Below are 21,884 nucleotides of genomic sequence, written 5' to 3'. Positions count from 1 at the left end.
TTTCACGGATATTACTCTCCCGGACCGCGTGGCGGTGTCTTTCGTCCAAACACCAGAGAGCTCGGCTCGCGTTCAAAATCTCTCGCCACCCGAGTCAACGTACTCGTCAGCTGTCTCAGTTCCGTGACCAAGAGGCCGGCTTCCGGGAGGGTCCGCCGCGTGAACTGTTGCAGCTCGGGTCTGGCTTCATTGACCACCGCTCCCACGGTCTTGCTGGTCCGAGCCAGTTCGTCCGTCGCGGTGCCCAGCGCGACGACGCTCTTGTTGATCCCCGCGAGTAAGGTCGGAACCTGGGCGTTGAGCGATGCCGTCAACTTGACAAGGTTGTCGGCGCTTCTGGCGGCACCGTCCAGACTTTGCTCGATCTGCGCCTTATGGGCCGCGACGGCTTGCGCGACATCGGCGAGATCCTTGATCGTCTTCTTGAGGAGCACGCGATTTTCTTCATCCAAGACCTTCGCCGCCCCTTTCGCCGCCGTATCAAGATCGACCAAGAGTTGGGCCAGACCTTCTTCAGACAGTAAACGGGAGACGGCTTCATCCAAGCGGAAGAACAGGGATGGACCGGTCTTGATGACCGGATAGGCTTGTCCCTCCTGCGCTTGCAACGAAGGAGCATCTCGGCTTCCTCCGGTCAAATTGACCGTTGCAAGACCAGTGAGCCCCTGGGTCTCCAGTACGGCGATCGTGTCGGTCTTGATCGGCGTTCCACGCACGATTTCCATCGTCAACAAAACTTCCTCCGGATTGTCCGGGCTTAAGGCAATGGCCTTGACCCGGCCCACATCGACGCCCCGATACTTGACGGTAGAATTCACGCTCAGTCCTGCGACCGACTCCCGCATATAGGCCAAGTACCGGTCGTAAGAGCCTCGGTAATCCGTCTTTCCCAGCCACAAAATGCCGCCTAAGACAGCCGCTCCGAGAAATGCGACGAACGAGCCGACCAGAATATAGTTGACCTTTGGTTCCATCTAGATGCCTTCTTCGTACTTCGTCACTCGTCTCTTGTATCTCGATCCTGAGTCGCTCGTTCGAGTTTCACGTTTCACGTTATAGAACTCGAACACGGAACTCGCAACTCTTCATTGACTTGACTCAGGAAATACGCGTCACGTTTCACGACTGACGTTCCCGGTGATTCCACGCCGCCTGTTCGCTCGCCGCCCTCCCGCGTGGTCCGTGGAAGTATTCGCGGACGACGGGATCGTCCGATCGGGACAACTCCGGCATGCTTCCAACGCCCAACACCTTCCCACGGCCCAGGACAGCCACACGATTGGCGATGCGCCACAGCGAATCCAGATCGTGCGTGACCATGACCACCGTCAATCCCAAGAGACTTTTCAGCGAGAGCACGAGATCGTCGAATCCAGCCGCGATGATCGGATCGAGTCCTGCCGTCGGCTCGTCGAGGAACAACAACTCCGGGTCCATGATGATCGCCCGGGCGAGTGCAGCCCGCCTCCGCATGCCACCACTGAGCTCGTTGGGGTATTTCACGGCACTGTCCGGCGGCAATCCCACCATGGCGATTTTGGCGGCGACCATATCGCGGATCAGCCCCGCACTCAGTGTCGTATGTTCCCGCAGCGGGACCGCGACATTCTCCGCCAGCGTGAATGAGCTGAACAGCGCGCCATGCTGAAACATCACACCGAATCGGCGGTGGACCGGATGGCCGTTGCCTGTTTCCAATCGCCGGCTGTCCAATCCGAACAACCGTATCGTTCCCGCTGAGGGAGTGATCAGGCCGATGATCTCCCGTAACAATGTGGTCTTGCCGCTCCCATTTCCTCCGGCAATCGCAAAGATTTCTCCTCGGCGAATCGATAGGCTGACGTCCTCATGCACGACAGCCTGTCCAAACTTCGTCGCGACGTGGATCACTTCGATGACCGGTGTCTCCGCATGTATGGCCGACGGCATCGGTAACTACCTCTCACACGCCCTTGCGCTCCCGTCAAAGGTCCCACCAATTGAGAAGAATGCTGCAGATCGCATCGAACACGATCACGAAAAAAATCCCCTGTACGACACTGATGGTGGTGTGTCGACCGACGTCGTCCACACCACCACGAATCTGAAACCCTTGATAGCAGCCCACCAACGCGATGATCGCCGCGAAGAACGGGGCTTTCCCCAACCCGATGAGAAAATGTTGAACAGGGACGGCTTCTTCGAACCGCGCGATAAACTCCGCGAAACTCACGTTGAGTTCCCCCAGAGCAATGAGCATGCCGCCGAATACGCCCACCACATCCGCGTACACTGTCAATAGGGGCAGGGCGATGATCAAGGCAAGCGACCGAGGCAGCACTAGGAGATTCATGGGTGAGATCCCTAATGTCCGTACGGCATCCAGCTCTTCCGTCACCTTCATGGTGCCGATCTCCGCTGTATAGGCCGATCCCGACCGGCCGGCGATCAGGATCGCCACGATCAACGGCGCGATTTCACGCAACAGCGAGATGCCCACCAAGTCGACGATAAAAATATTCGTGCCGAACTTCCGCAATTGTTCGGCGCCTTGATAGGCAATCACCACTCCGACGAGAAACGTCAGCAGGCCCGTGATCGGCAAGGCCCTGACGCCGTCCAGTTCGACGAACCGCAAGAGCGCCCGCCATCGAATGGAACTCGGCCGCATCAGTGACCGGCCGAACGCGATGGTACTTTCCCCAACAAAAGCGAGCGCGCGAATCGCGGATGCTTGCCGGGCCTGTATGGCGCCCGAGACGCCCTCAGCCCACCCCGTCCCGCGGACATCGGCTCCGCGCTCGGATCGGGGTCGCTGCATTTCGATTTTTCTAAGCAGTTCGGCAAATTCCGGTTTCAGCCCCTGAAGTGAGGCCTGTTGCCCCTTGTGCCGCACACCTTCGATGCAGCGCTGCAGCACGAGGGCGCCACCCGTATCCATGGCGGTCACTTCACCGGCGTCGCACAGGACGGTCGAGGTCTCCGGCCATCGGAGCGCCCGACCTCCCCGCTCCAGATGGGCCAAGTTCGGCAGGGTCCAAGCCCCCCGGCAATGGATCACATTATCCTCGACAGAGATCGTTGCCTGTTGTTCCACCAGCTTCACTCCGTGGGTGACCCCGACTCTTCACACGATTGAGCCGCACACGCATCAGGGTTTCGCGCAGCACCACGAGGGGTCTCTCCATACACCGCTCACATAGTTTCCATGACCGCCTTCAGCTCAGCACCGGTAATGACCTCTCGTTCCAACAAGAGCTTCGCCCCTCGTTCCAGAGCGGCCTTCTTGTCTTCCAGCAATCGCTTCACCCGTCCATATTGCGCCTCGATGATCCGCCGCACTTCGCAATCGATTTCACGGGCGGTCTCTTCGGAGTAATCGCCTTTTTCGGACGCGACCGGAAGTTGGAGGAACTGAGGCTGTCGTTCCCGTTCCAACGTGATGGTGCCGAGCTTTTCGCTCATTCCGTAGGCCTTCACCATACTTTTCGCGATGTCTGTGGCCTTGACGAGATCGTTCTGCGCCCCCGTCGAAGCCTCACCGAAGATAGTCTCTTCGGCAATCCGCCCACCAAGCAATACTGCGACTTTATTCTCCAATTCCGATTTCGTCATCAGAAACCGGTCTTCCGTCGGAAGCTGCAGCGTATAACCGAGTGCCGCCACGCCGCGTGGGATGATGGAGATCTTCTGGACCTGATCGGACCCTGGTATGGACAGGGCGACGAGCGCGTGGCCGGTCTCGTGAAAGGCGACCCGCTCCTTTTCCATCTTGTTCAGGACGCGATTCTTCTTTTCTAATCCGGCGATGACCCGCTCCACGGCCTCCTGCAACTCAGCGAAGCTCACCTGATCTTTGCCTCGGCGGACCGCGAGTAACGCCGCCTCGTTGATGACGTTCGCGAGATCGGCCCCGGAGAATCCCGGTGTCATCGCGGCGATTTGTTCGAGATCAGCTTCCTGGCTCAATGCCACCTTCTTGGCGTGCACTCGAAGCACGTCCAGACGCCCTTTCTTGTCTGGACGATCCACCGTCACGTGGCGATCGAATCGACCCGCGCGCAGCAGCGCAGGGTCGAGAATTTCAGGACGGTTGGTGGCGGCCATGAGAATCACGCCGACCCGAGGGTCGAATCCATCCATCTCGACCAACAGCTGATTGAGAGTTTGTTCGCGCTCCTCGTGCGCCATGGGGCCGACACCGCGGGCTTTTCCCAGTGCATCCAACTCGTCGATGAAAATAATGCAGGGCGCTTTGCCCTTCGCCTGTTCGAACAGATCACGGACTCTGGCCGCACCCACCCCCACGAACATCTCGACGAACTCGGATCCACTGATGCTGAAGAACGGCACCCCTGACTCGCCCGCCACCGCCCTCGCCAGCAGCGTCTTGCCGGTTCCAGGCGGGCCGACGAGGAGGATTCCCTTGGGGATCTTGCCGCCGAGCTTGGTGAATTTCTCCGGTGTCTTCAGGAACTCGATCACCTCGCGCAATTCGTCCTTGGCCTCGTCTACCCCGGCCACGTCCGCGAACGTCACCTTGACGTCCTTTTCCATGTAGATCTTCGCCTTCGACTGGCCGACCTGCATGAAACCGCCCTGGGCCTGTCCCAATCGACGAAAAATGAAGAACCAGATACCGACAAAGAGAGCGACCGGGATGATCCACGACAGAAGATCGCGCCAAAACGTGGATTCAATGACTCCGGAAAACGTGACGCCATGTTGGTTGAGTTCGCGGACCAGGTCCGGGTCCTCGACTCGCACGGTTGCAAAGACCTTCTGCTCTTTCGAATCTCCCTCGGGCTTCAACTTTCCGGTGAGCACTTGGCTGGTCACGGAGACCTCGGCTACCTTCCCGGTTGCCACCAACTTCTTGAATTCACTGTACGGCAGTTCTTCGACCTTGCTCAGCGCGTGAATGAAGTCATGCACGATGACCACCGCCATGACGGCGAGCAGCACGTACCAGATGGAAAAGGAGACTTTCTTATTCATCGGCGTTGCTCCTTCGCTGAGCCGGAAGGATGTCCCCAAAGGCCGTCGTTCTCACCCACCCACCGCCTATGGGAGCAGGCGTTTTCCCAGCCCGTACGTTGAGCCTCTGATCGACGTGAGAGCGAAGCTGGAGGACTTTTTCAGCATCCTTCTAGAACATAAAATAGGCGCCCGCTCCAAACGATTCGGTCTTCTGCGAATAGAAGAACTGGCCATACGGATTATATCCGTGATAGTAATTGAAAAGAATCCGAAGACGCTTGAAATATCCCGCTCGAGACATATCGAAGCCCATGAGCAAGTTGGTGTTGATGTACCAGTCCTGCTCCTCGACGGATTTAAAGTCCGCCGTCAGGACGGGCGAAAAGCGGATCGGATTCGAGAGCAGACCAAACAGGTACGATCGTCCCAATGGCGTCGGTGTCCGCGCTTCGAAACCCCATTGCGCGGTATTGCGGTCGATCTGGGAGGGTTGTCGATTGACCATCACGGCCCCTCCTCCATACAGACGCAACCATTTCTGGACATCATAGGACACAATCATATCGACTTCTTCATACTGGAGGCCGATCGACTGAAATCCAGGGTGAGCCCCCAGAAACTCGTCTCCGATGTGACTGCTCTGATGATAAAATCGCAGGCGCGCGGACCAGTTGCCATGACGCCAAGTCAGCGGGACACCCACGTTGAAGTCGACATTGATGAGTACGGAATTCGACGTATCTAAATCAAATTGCGAGAAAATCCCGGTCAGCAGGCTGACCTGCCATCCATTACATCCCTTACGCCTGGTATAAAACCCAAAATTCTCCCCAATACCGACCGACCCAATGTTCGCATTGGTCCGTTCATTTCGAGATTGCGTGGATTGCCAGAGCGCAAAGAACTGTGGCTGCTTCGGATCGGCCAAGAGCGGACGAAACAGATCATCCGACGGAAACATCTCGCTCGTGCCTCCCCCTTCCGAGAGTTCAGGAGCCTCCTGGTACCGGCAATCCAGCACCTCTTTCGGCGTCGAGTCATTCGGCTTCTTCTCGTTCGAATCATCAGCATAGGCCCGACTTGCGAGCAGGCAGATGAGAACCATGATCCCAATAATGCATCGTTCGGCAGACACTCTGCGACCCATGAAATCCTCCCATCCGAAATTGTGCAGTACAGGCTGGACGCCGCTTCCAATAGCACATTTCGGATAGGAAATTCACATGGTTTCGTCGCAGTTCGCTTCGATTTTGCGATGTGCCAAGATGGCACATCGAGTAGAGCCAGGCCGTATATGGTCATTCCGTCATACCCCGGGAACACGAACCAAAACTGTGACCATGACCGCGGGCGTCGACGAACGGACAGTCACGCGCATGACGGCCTCGTCATGCACGAGGCCCTCGTACGGACTTCCTATTTCCACTCCACTTCCATCGACTGATCTCCGGCATATCTTCACCATGTTCCCGGATGTATTGTCTGTGCTCCACACGTTTGTCTCGTATCGCCTGCTTGGTATAGTCGGCCCGCGAGCCGCGCAGGGGTATCCGGTCGATGACGTCGACGACCAGATGAAACCGGTCGATATCGTTCATCACCGCCATGTCGAAAGGTGTCGTCGTGGTGCCCTCCTCCTTATATCCACGAACATGCAAGTTCTTGTGATTGGTCCGCCGGTACGTGAGCCGGTGAATCAGCCAGGGATAGCCATGGAAGGCGAAGATGATCGGCTTGTCGGTCGTAAAGAGCGCGTCAAAATCCCGGTCGGACAATCCGTTCGGATGCTCGGCCGGAGGTTGCAGCTTCATGAGATCCACCACGTTGACCACGCGCACCTTCACATCCGGTAAATATCGGCGCAGCAAGGAAACAGCGGCCAGCGTTTCCATCGTCGGGACATCACCGCAACAGGCCATCACGACATCCGGTTCACTGTCCTTATCGTTACTTGCCCATGCCCAAATACCGATCCCCGCAGTGCAATGAGCGATTGCCTCGTTCATAGCGAGCCATTGGGGGGCCGATTGCTTGCCGGCCACGATCACGTTGACATGGTTTCGGCTACGCAAGCAGTGATCCGTGACACATAACAGTGTATTGGCATCGGGCGGCAGATACACTCTGATCACCTCGGCCTTCTTATTCACCACATGATCGATGAAGCCCGGATCTTGATGGCTGAAACCATTGTGATCCTGCCGCCAGACGTGGGACGACAGTAGGTAATTCAGCGAAGCGATCGGTCTTCGCCAAGGAATATGGCCACAGACCTTCAGCCACTTGGCATGCTGATTGAACATCGAGTCGATGATGTGAATGAAGGCCTCATAACAGGAAAAAAATCCGTGTCGGCCCGTCAACAAGTAGCCTTCCAGCCACCCCTGACATTGGTGCTCACTCAGCATCTCCATGACCCGGCCGTCCGTTGCCAGGTGGTCGTCATATGGATAACGCTCCGCCATCCAGGCTCGATTCGTCACTTCCAATACGTCCTGCCAGCGGTTGGAATTGTTCTCGTCGGGACTGAAGAGACGGAAATTCCGGCTGTCCATATTGAGCGCCATGGTGTCCCGCAGAAATGTCCCCATGACGCGGGTGGCCTGGGCTTCGACGGCACCCGGCTTTTTCACGGTGACGGCGTATCGCCGGAAATCGGGCAGACGTAAATCTTTCAGCAGAACCCCACCGTTGGCATGGTGGTTCGCGCTCATCCGGCGCTCTCCCTTGGGCGCCAGCTCAGCCAGCTCAGACTTGAATCGTCCTGTCTTGTCAAACAGCGTTTCCGGCTTATAACTTTTCATCCACTGCTCAAGAATCTTGACATGGGCCGGTTTGTCCATGTCGCCCATCGGGACTTGATGGGACCGCCAGTAGTCTTCGGTCCGCTTGCCGTCGATCTCCGGCGGACAGGTCCAGCCTTTGGGTGTTCGAAGCACGATCATCGGCCAGATCGGGCGCTTTTCTGCACCTTCGCGGGCGGCGGCCCTTATCCGCCGGAGGTCCGTCACTACTGCGTCGAGCGTCGAGGCCATTACGTGATGCATAACGGAGGGGTCATTGCCCTCGACGAAATAGGGACGATAGCCGTACCCGCGGAACAGGTCCTCCAATTCGTCACGGCTGATCCGCGCCAAGACCGTCGGACTCGCAATTTTGTACCCGTTCAGATGAAGTATGGGTAAAACCGCACCGTCAGTGACCGGGTTGAGAAACTTGTTGGAATGCCAGCTCGTCGCGAGCGGACCGGTTTCGGCCTCGCCGTCGCCGACCACGCAGGCGACGATCAGGTCGGGATTATCGAATGCGGCCCCGTACGCGTGGGACAGCGAGTATCCCAATTCGCCTCCTTCATGGATGGAACCGGGCGTTTCCGGTGCCACATGGCTGGGAATGCCTCCCGGGAAAGAAAACTGCTTGAACAGTCGCTTCAGGCCTGGTTCATCCTGCGAGACGTTCGGATAGATTTCGCTGTAGGTCCCTTCGAGGTAGGTATTCGCAACAAGCCCCGGCCCCCCATGGCCGGGACCGGCGATATAGATCATGTTGAGGTCGTGTTGCGTGATGATCCGGTTTAGATGCACATAGATGAAGTTCAAGCCCGGCGTCGTTCCCCAATGACCGAGCAAGCGCGGTTTGATGTGGGCGCGCGTCAGCGGTTTTGTCAGCAGCGGATTGTCGTACAGATAGATTTGACCGACGGACAAATAATTCGCCGCCCGCCAATAGGCATCCATCTTCTTTAAAAGGTCCGGACTCAATGATGTCTTGGTTGTGCGCGCCATGCGTCCTCAGTGCGTTGTGGGGTTGATCTCGAGCAATCGAAGGATCGATTCCGCAATCTCACGTTCTTCATCCGTATGCATTACGCGAACCGCCACGGGGGTTCCCTCTTTGGATACCACCTGGGCGTTGGCCTCGTTGCGTGCCCGATCGACGACCATGCCGAGAAATTCCAAGCCGTCGCAGATGCGTGCGCGAATCTTATGTGAATGCTCTCCGATCCCGGCGCTGAAGATCAAGGTGTCCAATCCTCCCAGCACCGCTGCCAACGCCCCGATCCATTTTCGAGCTTGATAACAAAACAACTCAACGGCCTCGGCTGCCCGCGGATCACGCTGTTCTTGATCGAGTAAGTCCCGCATATCAGAACTGACCTCCGAAACCCCGAGCAAGCCCGATTCGGTATTGACCATCCGGTGAAACCGCTCCACGGTCATGCCTTCTGTTCGCGCCAAATAAGGAAGCACCCCCGGATCAAGATCTCCGGACCGACGGCTCATCGGTAGACCTGAAGCAGGAGTGAAGCCCATCGTCGTATCGACAGCCTGTCCATTCTTGACCGCGGCCATGCTCGCTCCATTTCCAAGATGAGCCAAGATGATACGACCGCTCGCTTCGCCGGGCTTTCCGACTTTGGCCAGCTCTTTCATGAGAAAGGCATAGGACAACCCGTGGAATCCGTATCGTTGAAGACCCACCTGCTCGTATCGCCTGGGAATCGACAGCCGGCAGGCCACGCGTGGCATCCCACGGTGGAAGGCGGTATCGAAACAGGCACCCTGCTGGAGGTCAGGATACCGTTGCGCAAACCCCTTGATCAATTCGATCTCGGCCGGGAGATGCTCTGGGTCAAAAGGGCTCAATCGCTCCAACTCTTCTATGACAGCGGGAGTGATCATTTGGGATTCACGATACTGTCTGCCGCCATGTACGACGCGATGTCCAATTGCTCGGAGTGGATGATGCGCGAGCATGTCTTCGACACAATCCAATAGCGGGTCGATACAAGCCAGGTGATGAGAAACGTGGAACCTCCGACTTCCGGCGGCATCCGTGTCGCTATGCGTCCATGTCAATGTTCCATCCGGTGATCCGATGCGGTCGATTGATCCAGACACAAGGCGGACAAGCGTATCCCCGGCTCGAAAGAGCGAGAACTTGAGTGAGGACGACCCGCCATTGATCGCTAGGATCGAACCGACAGAATCCGACTGTGTCATGCTCGCTTCCTGATAGGTAGTTTACATACGCGCGCCATCAACTGCGATGCAGCCGCATTCCAAACACCCCGCCTCAACGGTGTTGTGCACGGCTGCTTAATGGCATCCCATAGGCTCGGTTTCTGCTCCGGGAAGGGGCATCTCGGATTCCTACGCAGCGATCACCGACTGCGAGCAGCTCTGCGACGAAGCCGTATCATCATATGCCTTGAGAGAGTTGAATGAATGTATTCCTGCTTCCGGGAGAACTGCAAGGAGAGAGTTGGTGGCGTAAAGAAGCATCTACGGCGGCTTTCGATTGGACGATTGATCAGTTGAGATCTACCGACGGTGAGCATGCAGACCAAAAGACCGGGACTGAGTGCAGACCATAGCTGTCGTACAAGGCCATAGACCAGGAGGGCGTTTTGCGTACCGAAGGAAAGGAAGTCCAGCCTTCGTCTACTACACTGCGTGACACATGCCGGAGCTACTCGCGTCGGCGACCTTGCTGACCACCTGAGAAATTACACGATACAGCTGCTCATGCGCGGCCCCCTTGTCGAGCAACGTATGGGCACCGGCGTTCGACATCGCTTCTTGATTCTTCCTTCCTACGTTGAACGAGAGGCCGATGACATGCAAGTCAGGATGTTTTCGCATGATGCGGCCTGTCGCTTCGATCCCGTTCATCCTCGGCATGTTAATGTCCATCACGACCACAGCCGGCTTCAACCGGTCCACCTGCTTCACTGCCTCCTCTCCATTTGCCGCCTCACCCACCAGATTAATATCGACGAAACGATCAAGGGCCTTTCGCAATGCCTGGCGGACGAGGAAGTGGTCATCCACCAGCAGGACTCGAATGGGTCTCAGTGGCTTCTGGAGATAGGTCGAACGCTGAGTACGACAAGCGACGGCATGCGCCGGCATATGGACCTCCTATCGGCAAGGCGATGGCTTCCGACTGAGATACGGATCGTCGATCACGGTGCAGCATTCGAGGCAACGAACCTTGCCCGTTCGTGTACCGTTTCTGCTTAGGACGTCAGCGATGAGACGCTGATGTGTGCAGCCCGTTTCTGGAGCGGCGACACCGATCTCCGCTTCGGCGTTCTGAATCACCTGCATTTCCATGGATGGCTCAAATGTCTCCATGAATCATACGATCATCTTGCGGGCCGTCGGGATCTCGGTTCGTCGGAGATCCTCGGATTCAGACACCCCTGAGACCAGGGTCGGCGACCCTCCCTCAGGGGTGTGTCCGCTTACGGTAAGATCTACGTAATGCCCGGCTGAATTATCTGAGGGTGAACAGGTGAAACCTCCACACGCGTGTCTCCTGCGGGACGAGAGGTTTGTATCCTATAGGTCCTACCGGCATCCAATGTCACACGGATCTCCCCCCTCCGGCTTAGCTCATCAATGGCTAGGAACACCTGATTCCAGGTCAAGTCCGGACAGAGTGCCACGATTTCTTCCATGAGACACGCCGTGGCCTGCTGCTCCAGTGCGATTCGAACTTGATCAACGAACGCGTCTGTAGCCATGAGTCACCTACCTTTCTCATGCCTTCCACCGTTTTCTTTTTCTAATACAGAGAGAAATACGTAGAAACTAGGAGTTGCCCCAGTTTTTGAGGCAAATGTTGCCAGCTCGTGTGATCGGATTTTCTAGGGCCCCTGGTGCTGCTAATTAACTATTGGAATGAAAATGAGGGAGTGGTGGATATGAGCAACCAGCTGATTTGATGCTTCGTCTGCGGGAACCGACCCCGACAAGAGTAACAACTAGGAGTTGGCTCTACTTCCTACACTAATTGTGCTGGGAGCAGAGTCACTGACCTCGATTTCACCCTTCGTCACCATTCGATGCGAGACAACGCTAGAGCCTGGAGAATGTGTCCAGTTGGCGATTGAATCTAAAGTCACACGGCGGGTGAACTATCTCTCGCAGAGGAGCCGGCGATGTGACCGAACAGGCTAGGGCTGTTCGTGAGTCAGTCCTTGCGCAATGGCATAGCGCACTAACTCCGTCGTCGTGTGAATGTCCAACTCCTTCATCAGGCAGTTCTTGTGGAACTCGACGGTCTTCACGGAGAGCTTGAGCAACTCGGCAACCTCTTTCGTTCTCTTGCCTTCGCCGATCAATTGCAACACTTCGCGCTGCCGAGGCGTCAATTCGGCAATGGATCCCTTGATGGCCGGTCCTTCTTCGGCCTTCAGGGCTTGCTCGATGACCGGCTTGGCAATGGACGGGGTCAGATAGTATTTTCCTTGCAGAACGGCCTCGATCGCCTGCGGTAATTCTGAGACGGCGGATTGTTTTAGCAGATAGCCGTTGCCTCCGGCTTTGAACGCTTCAGTGGCATACTGCGGACTCGCATGCATGGTGAGAAAAAGGAGTTTCACATCCGGCTGTGATTTCTTGAGTCGCCGTACCGCATCCAGACCATTCAAAAGCGGCATGGATATATCGACGAGAATCAGGTCCGGTTTAGACCGCTCCGCCGCCTCGAGCAAGGCCCGGCCGTCCTCGACCATTCCCACCACGTCGTACCGTTCTTCGAGCAATTTACGCACACCTGCCAGCAAGATGGAATGATCGTCGGCCATCAACACACGCGGCTTCTTCATCATGGTTGCTCCTTCAGGCTCTCCGGTTAACGAGGCACCTGTCTCGACACACACCGTGCATGTTATGCAAGCAGTCAGTCGTCTCCGGTCATGTCAGGGAGCGACACCCAGGCCTCGACCTCCGTGCCATCTCCCGGTTTCGTTCTCACATGAAATGTGCCATGAAGGGCCTTCACACGCTCTGCCATGCTGGTCAAGCCCAACCCGTCCAGTTTACCGACGTTCTGACATTGCTCAAACCCGCACCCGTCATCAACAACGGATATTCCCACAGTGCGCCCCGCTCGAATGAGACGGACCAGGACGTTGGTGGCCTCGGCGTGTTTCCTCACGTTTTGCAGACTTTCCTGTAACACTCGGTAGAGGCATGTGGCTTGCTCGAGCGGAATGGGAGTTCGCAAGTCTCGCACGACCATCTCCGTGGCTAATCCGGTTCGCGCGGAGAACTCCTCCACATATTCTCTGGCGGCTGCTTCCAAACCCGCATGCTCGAGAAGGGAGGGATGAAGTTGGTGCGCCAGGCGTTGTAGATCTGTCGTAAGCTGTTCCGCCTTATCCCCTAACTGCTTGAGGTGCCAAGAGTTCAATGCCTCAGGTTCAGACGCGTGAAGAAGGGATCGGCTTTGAAGATCGATCGTCAGGGCTGCGAGCCGCTGCGTAAAATCGTCGTGCAGATCGCGGGCAATCCGTCTACGCTCCTGTTCTTGCGCCGTCAGAAGTTTCTCCGTAAGGTCTTGTAGCTGTGCCTGCTGAATACGCAGCTCTTTCTGGTTCTGCAGCAGCGCCAGGCTGCCCTTTTTCCGGTCGGTGATGTCCTCTGTAAAAATGACGATGCCGCCCACACGACCATCATGCATTTGCCAAGGTCTCACTTCCCAGCAGAGCCATTGTTCAGACCCATCGGCTCGCTCGAAGCGGTCTTCTTCCTCGCGCACAATCTCACCCGCCAGCCCTCGCCTATGCGCGACCTTCAATCGAGCCGGAAGGTCGGGGAAGATTTCATACTCCGAACGGCCGATAATCTGCTTGTCCCATAGGTTATAATGGTCCATCCAACGGCGGCTGACGGCGAGATAGTGCATGTCTCGATCGAACATGGCAAGCGCCACCGGCGCATGTTCGATGAAGATGCGCAGTCGCTCCTCACTCTCATGCCTCGCCTGTTGCGCCATCTGGATCTGCCGTGCAGATTGCTTCTGCGTGATGACGAGCCACGCGATGCCCAAGAGCAGGGTCGTCGTCATCGCTCGATTCGGGCTATCGTGTTGCGTGACCGCAGTCTGGCTTAGTGCCGCCCCCAGCCATGTGAGCAAAACGGTGCTGCTGGCTGTGACGATTGTGCTGGGTAATTCAGGAGTCAGTCGAGTGAGAAGGATTGGGAGCGTAAAAAAAATCGGTACCGCATAGCCTGGTGGCGCCCACACATCGACAACAAACACGACGATCGTTGTGACTACTGTCGCGACAAGCCAACCTCTTGACGGGGTACCAGCTACCGGAACTGTTACCTGTTCAGTTCCTCGAATCAACAGTGCCGTGGTCCGATCGCTGGACATTAAAAACCACCCCTTCTCCATAAGCTTCCACGGTTGAGGCTATCGTAGAACGCTCATGGCGACACCTTGGTACGCTAGGCCAAACGGTCTATTCTAGGTGCCTAGGCAAACACCTAGCAAGGGGTGAACGATGGCACCAAGATGCTGGGGTTTGAGCTCAGTAGACGTTCTAATATTCACTTAACCTTCTTCTCATGGGCGCATGATAGCGTAAACCAAGTCATATGCCGTGAGACTGGTCGAAAGGTACATCGGTAAATCGGCATTTCTTAACCGCCATATTGGAGGAATACATGTGGAACAGAAGCATCGTTTTCGGAGCAGGGGTGTTGCTCAGTCTATTACTCAGCGGTCCGCTTCAGGCTGCAGATCAACAAGATCAGGCATCGCCTGCTCCTACAGAGGGAGCCGGCGTCATCGGCATTTCGCTCCACCTCGGGGCCGACCGTGTCGGCGACCCTGCAACGTTATATGTCGGCAGAGTGCATCAGGAAGGACCGGCTCATTAAGCTGGGTTGAAGCACGGAGACGAGCTGGTGAGCGTGGACGGAGTCGCAGTCTCGGGAAAGACGTACGAGCAGGTGGTGAAGATGATTCGAGGTGAAGCCGGGACGAATGTGAAATTGGCGGTGAAGCGGGAGGGAACTCCTCAAGAGATTTCGGTCACACGAATCGCCGGTGACAAATTGATGAAGGGCCCTGGGGATCACGGCGCTTACAAGGACAAGCCGCACTCCCAGCCGTAAGCCAGGTGAGTTTCGTTTGCCCGGCGTACTCCTACATCGATCCGAGAGACGCCGGGCCCAACTTGCCGGAGACCTGTCGCGATCCGCGCCATCACCCTACACAATCTCAGTCGACCATCCAGCCTTCTTTATGCTTGGGCTGCATTATGCTATGTTCCGGGTCACGAACGCTGTGTTCACGACGGCCGATACTCTGTAGGGAAGACAAGACCCGCTGCCATAGCCAATTACCAGTGGGAGGGAAGCGATTATGAGGCAGACCCTTAGGGCGCTGGGTTTTCTCATATGCTTGAGAATAGTCGCAGCCTCAATGGCGGCGTCGGCAACCGAGACCGGCGAACAGGATTTTGCCAAGGGAGAGACGCTGCTGAAGAAGAAACAGTATGCGGAAGCACGCGCGGCCCTGGAGGCCGGCATCGTGAACAACTCCTCGAATGTGCAGGCTCATTTTAACTTGGCTGAGGCCTGTCGAGGATTAGCTGCCTGGGCCTGCGCCGAAGAACATTACGAAACCGCGTTGCATTTGGATGCGAAATCCAGGACAGCCGGGACGAAGGAAGTACGGTTGCGCAAAATGGAGGTGTGGCGATCGCTGGAGGAAGTGACGGCCTGGCGGTTGCTGGAGGAAGCGAAAGGTCTGATTGCGGCTGGGCAGGCTCAGCCCGAGCAAGTCAAGAAAGCGGAGGAAGCCCTGGACGGTGCCAATGAGCTAGGGCTCAATCGTGAGCAACTGACTGCCTATCAACAATTGGAAGCACAACTCCCTGGTCGGCGTTCGACCACCTTATTGGATAGTCTCAAATCAGACGACCAGCCGATGGCGCTGGTGCCGGCTGGGGAGTTCACCATGGGAAGCACGATGAGCCCCGATGAAAGGCCGGTGCATCGCGTCTACCTCAACGCCTTCTATATGGATAAGTACCACGTGACGGTGGGGCAGTATGCCAAGTATCTGGTTGCAACAGGCCTTGAGGCGCCGCCTGAGTGGGATATCATGAACCAGCCCCAACATCAAAAGCGCCCCGTTGTCAATGTCAGTTGGTCTGACGCCGCCACGTATTGCAAATGGGCCGGTAAGCGCCTGCCCACCGAGGCGGAGTGGGAAAAGGCGGCGCGAGGGACGGATGGCCGCCTTTATCCCTGGGGCAACGAGGCGCCCACCAGACTCCACGCGAATTTCGGCAAAAAGGAATGGGCAAACCATATGGCGTTGGTTCCGGTGGGGATGTTTGAAATGGGCAAGAGCCCCTACGGCATCTATGACCTGGCCGGTAATGCTTGGGAATGGGTCAACGACTGGTATGACCATGATTATTACAAGAAAAGCCCGGCCAAGAATCCTCAAGGACCGACGGCGGGTAAATCGAAAGTCGTGCGGGGCGGTAATTGGTTGTATATCCAGGAATTTCTGCGTTCTTCCTTTCGTTTCAATGCCGAACCATCCAGTCGGCAGTTCGGCTATGGATTCCGTTGCGCCAAAAACTCGTAGCATTGGGCTGATTCGATGAGTTGGTTGATTGCTATGGAATCCCGGCGGATCTCCTTCACTATCCCGGCTAAAGATCGATCCGAAGACCACCGAGGACGAGCAGCGGCTGCCCGAGGGTTTTGAGCCCTCCCGTTTGCGTGGCGATGTAGTGCCTGTCGGTGAGATTCTCGCTATGAATGAACAGTTCCGCCCATGAGGCGATTCGTTTCCGCAGCGACGCATCCAAAACGATGAAATCCGCGATCGGCTGCCGGTTCAGATCGTCCGCGAACTGCCTGGACAGGTATCTGGCCTGAAGCGTGAACTGCAGGACACTCGGTTGCCCGGCCGTGAGCGCGGCCGTCACCTGGTGTCGAGAGACGTTCGGAATGCGCAGGCCCTCGCGGGACGGGTTCCCCGGGAAACTCGTCATGACCGAATCCACGAACGAGTATCCGACAGTCAAATAAAGCCGGTCGTCCAGCCGGCTTCGCAGTTCGACATCGGTGCCGACCGATCGACCTTCTCCAATATTCTGTCTCATCGCCGAGACCGGTCCTTGAGTGACGAAGAGGATCTGATCCTTGATCACATCGTAATGGCCGGTGGCGCGGAATCCGAGCAGGCCGTCCGGCAGCAGCTCCGCTTCGACCTTCATATCACCGCCCGTGAGCCGTTCCGGCTCCAGACGGTCGTTGCTCAGAAACGTAAAGCCTGACGAACTGAAGTCTCTGTACAATTCGTTCAAAGTCGGCGCGCGAAACGCCTGGTAAACCGATGCCCCGACACGCACACGGTCGTTGATCCGGTACAGCACGCTGAACTTGGGATTGATGATGCTCGCGGTATTGTCCTGCATCGCATTGATCGGTCCTGATCCTGCCGCACGCGATCCGCCGAAGTTCTTCCACCAATCCCAGCGCGCGCCGGCCGTCAGTGTCAACGCATCGAGCGGCTCGATGATCACTTCACCGAACGTTCCCACGCCCAACTGTTTGCCGCGCGTCATGAACGGCGTCTGAGAAGCCACCAGCACCTCTTGGGATTGTGCGATGATCGCCCGCGCGTCACCGCCCATCACGATGCGGAAGACCGAGAGAAGTGGCGCGCTCCATTGCGCCATGCCTCCGATATCGTTCGAAGGAATTGTCTGTAGCCGGTCCGGTTGATCGAACAAGCGGACGAAGGGTGAAGGAAGCACGACGGCGCTCTGATTATTGAACGTTTGCCATTGAGCAAAGGTTTTCGCTTCCCACCCTCCCCAGCCGGCCTGATCTCCCTTCAAACCAAACGAGACTGTGCCGATCGTGCGGTCGCCTTGACTGAACGCAGTTCCAAAGGAACGATCTTCCCTGTAATAGGTGCCCGAGAGCGTGGCGGTCGTGTGAGCGGTCAGCTCATGGGAGACTCGGCCGGTGAACTGATGATGCTCCGACCCGACGGGTAGATCCGCAGGTCCTCGTTGATAGGATGGAACCGCGAGAAATCCTGTCGTATCAAACCGGCGATAGTTGACGGTCACTCCCGTTCGGCCATTTCCATACTGAGCGCGGGTCGATTGAATATTTGTGCCAAGTAGTCCTCCGCTCAGATCGCCGCTCCAGCCGGTCTTGGGACGACCGGATTCGGAAATGATATTGATGACCCCACCCATCGCCCAGGTGCCGTAGAGGTTCGATCCGCCGCCGGGAATGATTTCGACCCGTTCGACTCGGTCAGGCACAAGCCCCCAATTGATCCACCCTCCAAAGCCATCGTTCAACGGCACACCGTCCAGCAGCACGAGGGCGCGGCGGGTCCCCAAGCCTCGGATGCTGACGAATTGGGCAGTGGGGTGATTGTATCGACTGCCAAGGAGACTCGGTTGGACCGCCGGCACATAGCGCAAGAGGTCATCGACCTGTGTGCCGCTCTGAAAGGGCGTGCGACGGATGTCTTCTTGCATCAAAACGGTCGCCGCCGCTGAAATGCGCCACGGAGCCATGGGAATTCTGGTCGCGGCCACGACGACTTCGCTTGCCTGGAGCGTCTCGTCTCCTTCGGCATAGGACATCTGAGCGAAGGAACACCACACAACGAGAGCGAACGCCGCCTGAATGCGCCGCCGGATGCGCCGATCAGCCGATTCGTCTATGACCTGTAATGCACCCACGGCAGCGGAGAGCCTTCAGGTAGGTCATGAGTCGGTCGTGTGCTATCCCCGCGCCAGTACTGTCGCCGCAATGACCACAGCAAGCGCGATGAACAATGAAAGGCGGGGGATCCAGCGCGCGGTCTTGAACACGATCTGCTCCCCTGCCGTTCGTTGAGGTTCTGGAATCGCACTGACCCGACTGACATTGGGACCAAGTACGAGATCGTGCAGCATGGTCAAGAATAACAGAAGGCCTACCAGGGTCAGCTTCACCGTCACGATCCCAGTCCATGAGGCGGGTTCCATGACATGGATGCCGCGTTGTGACAACAACATCGGACCGGTGGCCAAGAGGACTGCGATTGCGATCCAGACGACAGGGCGAAATCGAAGCGCGGCGGATCGGAACAGGGCCATGAATTCCGGCGCCGCCTTGCGGCCCCGGACCAAGGGCGCCAGAACCAGGGACAGGAAAATCATCCCCCCAACCCAGCTGACGGCGGCAAGGATGTGCAGCACCACCAAGGTTGAATACATATCGCCGCATAATAATCGATCCGGTGGGAAAAATCGTCATGTGTCCCGTGTCACTCGACACCACATCGTCGTCTGCTCTCTCGAAGGACGATCGATCGGGCATTTTCGCGACGACCATTGACTCCTGGTCGATGTTATCGGTAGAGGATGACATGATCCGTCATCGAGCCGTTCTCGGGCTTTTCGTCATTGCGACGCTCGTGGGACTCTTGGCGAAGCCGGCGATCGGAGGCGCAACAGAAGAGCCGTCATTGGGCCGTATCGCCGCGCTCGCTCACGGCGCTCCCATGATGACGGTGGCCGAGGGCCTTTTTCTCATGGGAACCGCCAAGACCACCCAGACATCTTTCAGTCTCGAGTTCCCTTATGATGACACCGAACAACCACAGCGCCGGGTATGGCTCGATCGGTTTGATATCGACCGAGATGAGGTCAACCTCGGAGAATTCCTGTTGTGGTTGCAACAGCAGCAACGTCCTACCCCTGAAGAAATACGCAAGCTGATCGATCACATGACGACGGTGCATGCCGTATCACCGGCGACGTTAACCCGTTGGCCGGCCCTCTACGTTACATGGGCCGAGGCTTCGGATTTCTGTCGCGCACGAGGCAAGCGCCTTCCGACCGAAGCCGAATGGGAAAAAGCAGCACGGGGTGATCAGGGCAACCTGTTTCCATGGGGACAACAGCCTCCTGCACCGGGGTTGGCCATGTTCGGACAGTACCATGTCCACGAGATTCCGATCGTGGCCGCTGTTGAGAGCGGCGAAAAGGGGCGCAGTCCCTATGGCCTGCACCATATGGCAGGGAATGCCGCCGAGTGGGTCGAAGATTGGTTTGGGATCGATTATTATGCGACGATGCCCGACCGTAATCCGCGCGGAGTTGGGCAGGGACGCTATAAAGTGGTGCGGGGCGGATCGTGGAAGAGCGCGGCGGTGTTGCTCCGAACCGCCACGCGAAGCGGCGCCGCACCGCAACAACGGGCATCCACGATCGGGTTTCGCTGTGCGGGACCCGCGCAATAACACGCACTGTCAGCAAAGTGAGTTTCGGCGTATGAAGATTCGAATAACCCAGATCTGTTTCTTAGTGGCGCTGGTAGTAGTGATGAGTTTCGGTGTGATGACCGAAATCACCTTGGCTGGAGCATTAGAGAACGAAGAACGGGGTTGGAAACTGTACACCAACGCCCGTTTTGGTTTTTCCGTCCGTTATCCGGATGACTGGCGCCTTGGCAACCCGCTTCCTGATGGAACCGGCGTAACGCTCTACCCTCCCATCGAGCACAGCCTCGTCGCATTATCCGGTCACATGAATGTGGTGGGCGGCCGCAGTCAGGACGGACGGCAGACACTCGATGAGTTCGCCTTGGCTCATCGCCGCATCATCACAGAACTCTATGGCAAGAAAAACACCCCCGTACGGTGGCGGCAGGAGCAGGAGAGGTCACTGGCAGGATTCCCGGGGAAGCAATTGACCTTCACGTATAAGGACCACAAACAGGGCGAGATGATCGAACACCACATCTTCTCCCTCGGCCGCAACGAAGGACGGGGCGTCCGGGTCAAGGTGCCGCTCCACTCGGAAGAGCGGCTGACGCCGACGATCAAGAAAATGCTGGAAACCTATCAGGCAGGGCGAGATCAGAACGCGGTCAGCCCGCTCAAGCCGCAATCGGAACAATCGCCGGTTGCACCCCGATAACGCACACGTCGTGCCCATTACTTGTTTTCAAACAACAGATCGAGGGAGACCGTCTCATTCGGTTTCACGGTGATCTCCCGCTCTTGCAGTCCCAAAATCGGGTGCCAGGCCTTGATGCGGTAGGTGCCGGCCGGGAGATCTCCAATGGCGAATGAGCCATCGAGATCCGTCACCGCATAGTAGGGATTGTCGATGGCATATCCCCCATTCTGCATGTAGGGATGCATACCGCACTGCATGGTAAACACCTTCCGCCCTTTGACCAGCTGCACGACATCCGTAGTCCCGCTGACTTTCAGCGCCGGCCGATGGAGGACGATATCCACTCCAGCCTGGTCATAGGCGTAGCCTTGAATATCGTGGGCAACCGGATCCCGATTGACGACGGTGACTCGACGCTTGTCGCTGACCACAGTCACGAACGGCAAGAACTGGCACATGGTCGCTTCCACTTCGGCATCGGTGAAAGTAAATGGCTTTCCTTTCTTAATGTCATCCACAACTATCACCACATCCTTGAGCCCACCGTCCGGGCCGATCTTGACTTCCTTCAGGAGACGATGCCCGTTGCCATCCGACAGCTCTCCACAAAATGCGCGATCTGGATAGCGATGCAGTTTGAATTCTTTCGGCTCCGGCACTGAACCCTTAAACGTGATCTTACCCCGCATTGTCCCGCCATCTGTGACGGTTCCCGACTCATACGCCTCGGCATCGGCGCACAGCCCGAAGCTCAGTATCGCTGATGCACAGACTGTCACCCACATTCCTGCCAGAATCGTGTTTCTCATGCCCCCTCCGATCATGCGTTTGCTGTGGCATACCGGCCGACGGATCGGCCTTATCCAATCGTGATGGGCTTAGTAAGGTCCCGCTCAGAATTGCCAGAGACCTAGCCGCCTCTGGAGATCTCAAAAGCAACTCGTATGCCCCGTGAACCAGACAAGCCATAGGCTTGATTTTCAGAGGCTTAATGGAGAACCGGCGTGAGACTAGAGGATGTATGACACCAAGTGGAGAGGATAACGTGCAAAGTTTGCACCGTGATCCTCAGTGGCATTCGAGTTTTTAACGAGATCGGCATTCCATACGACAGCGAGCGATGGTCTTCCCTCTTGAGCCGGATTACATGTGGACGTTTTTTCCTAAAGCGCTGATC

General features: G+C 56.9%; 19 protein-coding genes. 5 read left to right on the top strand and 14 right to left on the bottom strand.

Features of this window, described 5'->3' with window-relative positions; translation table 11 throughout:
• Positions 1-11 precede the first annotated feature (11 nt).
• The 11 genes from H8K04_00580 to H8K04_00530 all read right to left on the bottom strand — a co-directional run bounded on the left by H8K04_00580 (position 12) and on the right by H8K04_00530 (position 14,133).
• Positions 12-974, bottom strand: coding sequence for an MCE family protein (locus H8K04_00580; GenBank protein UVT16097.1), 963 nt, complete (start codon positions 972-974; stop codon positions 12-14).
• A 145-nt stretch (positions 975-1,119) separates the two neighbouring features.
• A complete protein-coding gene (locus H8K04_00575) occupies positions 1,120-1,929 on the bottom strand; it encodes an ATP-binding cassette domain-containing protein (protein UVT16096.1) in 810 nt (269 codons plus the stop codon).
• Between the two features lie 34 nt (positions 1,930-1,963).
• Complete coding sequence (locus H8K04_00570) at positions 1,964-3,085, bottom strand: ABC transporter permease (GenBank protein ID UVT16095.1); 1,122 nt, start codon at positions 3,083-3,085, stop codon at positions 1,964-1,966.
• An 89-nt stretch (positions 3,086-3,174) separates the two neighbouring features.
• Positions 3,175-4,977 carry an ATP-dependent metallopeptidase FtsH/Yme1/Tma family protein gene (locus tag H8K04_00565; GenBank protein ID UVT16094.1) on the bottom strand — a complete coding sequence of 601 codons (1,803 nt, stop codon included), beginning with the start codon at positions 4,975-4,977 and terminating at the stop codon, positions 3,175-3,177.
• Between the two features lie 151 nt (positions 4,978-5,128).
• Positions 5,129-6,106, bottom strand: a complete 978-nt coding sequence (locus H8K04_00560) for a DUF1207 domain-containing protein (protein ID UVT16093.1) — start codon at positions 6,104-6,106, stop codon at positions 5,129-5,131.
• 241 nt (positions 6,107-6,347) lie between these two features.
• Positions 6,348-8,744, bottom strand: a complete 2,397-nt coding sequence (locus tag H8K04_00555; GenBank protein UVT16092.1) for a phosphoketolase family protein — start codon at positions 8,742-8,744, stop codon at positions 6,348-6,350.
• A 6-nt stretch (positions 8,745-8,750) separates the two neighbouring features.
• On the bottom strand, positions 8,751-9,962 hold the full coding sequence (locus tag H8K04_00550) for an acetate/propionate family kinase (protein ID UVT16091.1): 1,212 nt from the start codon (positions 9,960-9,962) through the stop codon (positions 8,751-8,753).
• 444 nt (positions 9,963-10,406) lie between these two features.
• Complete coding sequence (locus H8K04_00545) at positions 10,407-10,874, bottom strand: response regulator transcription factor (GenBank protein UVT16090.1); 468 nt, start codon at positions 10,872-10,874, stop codon at positions 10,407-10,409.
• A gap of 347 nt (positions 10,875-11,221) precedes the next feature.
• Positions 11,222-11,491 (bottom strand): hypothetical protein, encoded by a 270-nt coding sequence (locus H8K04_00540; protein ID UVT16089.1) that lies wholly within the window; start codon positions 11,489-11,491, stop codon positions 11,222-11,224.
• Positions 11,492-11,923: 432 nt separating this feature from the next.
• Positions 11,924-12,577 carry a response regulator transcription factor gene (locus H8K04_00535; GenBank protein ID UVT17817.1) on the bottom strand — a complete coding sequence of 218 codons (654 nt, stop codon included), beginning with the start codon at positions 12,575-12,577 and terminating at the stop codon, positions 11,924-11,926.
• 74 nt (positions 12,578-12,651) lie between these two features.
• Positions 12,652-14,133, bottom strand: a complete 1,482-nt coding sequence (locus tag H8K04_00530; protein UVT16088.1) for a PAS domain-containing protein — start codon at positions 14,131-14,133, stop codon at positions 12,652-12,654.
• Positions 14,134-14,426: 293 nt separating this feature from the next.
• Between H8K04_00530 and H8K04_00525 the strand changes: the two genes are divergently transcribed.
• From H8K04_00525 to H8K04_00515, 3 genes are all read left to right on the top strand, one after another.
• Entirely contained in the window at positions 14,427-14,642 is a 216-nt protein-coding gene (locus H8K04_00525) for a hypothetical protein (GenBank protein UVT16087.1), read from the top strand.
• A 27-nt stretch (positions 14,643-14,669) separates the two neighbouring features.
• On the top strand, positions 14,670-14,879 hold the full coding sequence (locus H8K04_00520) for a hypothetical protein (GenBank protein ID UVT16086.1): 210 nt from the start codon (positions 14,670-14,672) through the stop codon (positions 14,877-14,879).
• Positions 14,880-15,696: 817 nt separating this feature from the next.
• A complete protein-coding gene (locus H8K04_00515; protein ID UVT17816.1) occupies positions 15,697-16,368 on the top strand; it encodes a formylglycine-generating enzyme family protein in 672 nt (223 codons plus the stop codon).
• A gap of 67 nt (positions 16,369-16,435) precedes the next feature.
• Here H8K04_00515 and H8K04_00510 read toward each other — a convergent pair whose 3' ends face one another.
• Both H8K04_00510 and H8K04_00505 read right to left on the bottom strand, forming a co-directional pair.
• Complete coding sequence (locus H8K04_00510; GenBank protein ID UVT16085.1) at positions 16,436-18,499, bottom strand: TonB-dependent receptor; 2,064 nt, start codon at positions 18,497-18,499, stop codon at positions 16,436-16,438.
• A 42-nt stretch (positions 18,500-18,541) separates the two neighbouring features.
• Entirely contained in the window at positions 18,542-19,018 is a 477-nt protein-coding gene (locus H8K04_00505) for a CopD family protein (protein UVT16084.1), read from the bottom strand.
• Positions 19,019-19,056: 38 nt separating this feature from the next.
• Here H8K04_00505 and H8K04_00500 point away from each other — a divergent pair, with 38 nt between their 5' ends.
• Positions 19,057-20,046, top strand: coding sequence for an SUMF1/EgtB/PvdO family nonheme iron enzyme (locus H8K04_00500; protein UVT16083.1), 990 nt, complete (start codon positions 19,057-19,059; stop codon positions 20,044-20,046).
• Positions 20,047-20,077: 31 nt separating this feature from the next.
• Positions 20,078-20,725, top strand: a complete 648-nt coding sequence (locus H8K04_00495; GenBank protein UVT16082.1) for a hypothetical protein — start codon at positions 20,078-20,080, stop codon at positions 20,723-20,725.
• 17 nt (positions 20,726-20,742) lie between these two features.
• Here the strand turns inward: H8K04_00495 and H8K04_00490 are convergent, their stop codons facing one another.
• On the bottom strand, positions 20,743-21,516 hold the full coding sequence (locus H8K04_00490) for a carboxypeptidase regulatory-like domain-containing protein (protein UVT16081.1): 774 nt from the start codon (positions 21,514-21,516) through the stop codon (positions 20,743-20,745).
• Between the last annotated feature and the right edge of the window lie 368 nt (positions 21,517-21,884).

This window comes from Nitrospira sp. (genome assembly GCA_024760525.1).
Taxonomy (GTDB): domain Bacteria; phylum Nitrospirota; class Nitrospiria; order Nitrospirales; family Nitrospiraceae; genus Nitrospira_D.
The sequence above is the reverse complement of the archived record's forward strand: the minus strand, read 5'-3'. Positions and strand labels throughout refer to the sequence as shown.

What these genes read in the sequence shown, in the direction of transcription:
- H8K04_00580 (UVT16097.1), bottom strand. Translation starts at nt 974, where the DNA reads ATGGAACCAAAGGTCAACTATATTCTGGTCGGCTCGTTCGTCGCATTT.
- H8K04_00575 (UVT16096.1), bottom strand. Translation starts at nt 1,929, where the DNA reads ATGCCGTCGGCCATACATGCGGAGACACCGGTCATCGAAGTGATCCAC.
- H8K04_00565 (UVT16094.1), bottom strand. Translation starts at nt 4,977, where the DNA reads ATGAATAAGAAAGTCTCCTTTTCCATCTGGTACGTGCTGCTCGCCGTC.
- H8K04_00560 (UVT16093.1), bottom strand. Translation starts at nt 6,106, where the DNA reads ATGGGTCGCAGAGTGTCTGCCGAACGATGCATTATTGGGATCATGGTT.
- H8K04_00555 (UVT16092.1), bottom strand. Translation starts at nt 8,744, where the DNA reads ATGGCGCGCACAACCAAGACATCATTGAGTCCGGACCTTTTAAAGAAG.
- H8K04_00550 (UVT16091.1), bottom strand. Translation starts at nt 9,962, where the DNA reads ATGACACAGTCGGATTCTGTCGGTTCGATCCTAGCGATCAATGGCGGG.
- H8K04_00545 (UVT16090.1), bottom strand. Translation starts at nt 10,874, where the DNA reads ATGCCGGCGCATGCCGTCGCTTGTCGTACTCAGCGTTCGACCTATCTC.
- H8K04_00540 (UVT16089.1), bottom strand. Translation starts at nt 11,491, where the DNA reads ATGGCTACAGACGCGTTCGTTGATCAAGTTCGAATCGCACTGGAGCAG.
- H8K04_00535 (UVT17817.1), bottom strand. Translation starts at nt 12,577, where the DNA reads ATGAAGAAGCCGCGTGTGTTGATGGCCGACGATCATTCCATCTTGCTG.
- H8K04_00530 (UVT16088.1), bottom strand. Translation starts at nt 14,133, where the DNA reads ATGTCCAGCGATCGGACCACGGCACTGTTGATTCGAGGAACTGAACAG.
- H8K04_00525 (UVT16087.1), top strand. Translation starts at nt 14,427, where the DNA reads ATGTGGAACAGAAGCATCGTTTTCGGAGCAGGGGTGTTGCTCAGTCTA.
- H8K04_00515 (UVT17816.1), top strand. Translation starts at nt 15,697, where the DNA reads ATGGCGCTGGTGCCGGCTGGGGAGTTCACCATGGGAAGCACGATGAGC.
- H8K04_00505 (UVT16084.1), bottom strand. Translation starts at nt 19,018, where the DNA reads ATGTATTCAACCTTGGTGGTGCTGCACATCCTTGCCGCCGTCAGCTGG.
- H8K04_00500 (UVT16083.1), top strand. Translation starts at nt 19,057, where the DNA reads ATGTGTCCCGTGTCACTCGACACCACATCGTCGTCTGCTCTCTCGAAG.
- H8K04_00495 (UVT16082.1), top strand. Translation starts at nt 20,078, where the DNA reads ATGAAGATTCGAATAACCCAGATCTGTTTCTTAGTGGCGCTGGTAGTA.
- H8K04_00490 (UVT16081.1), bottom strand. Translation starts at nt 21,516, where the DNA reads ATGAGAAACACGATTCTGGCAGGAATGTGGGTGACAGTCTGTGCATCA.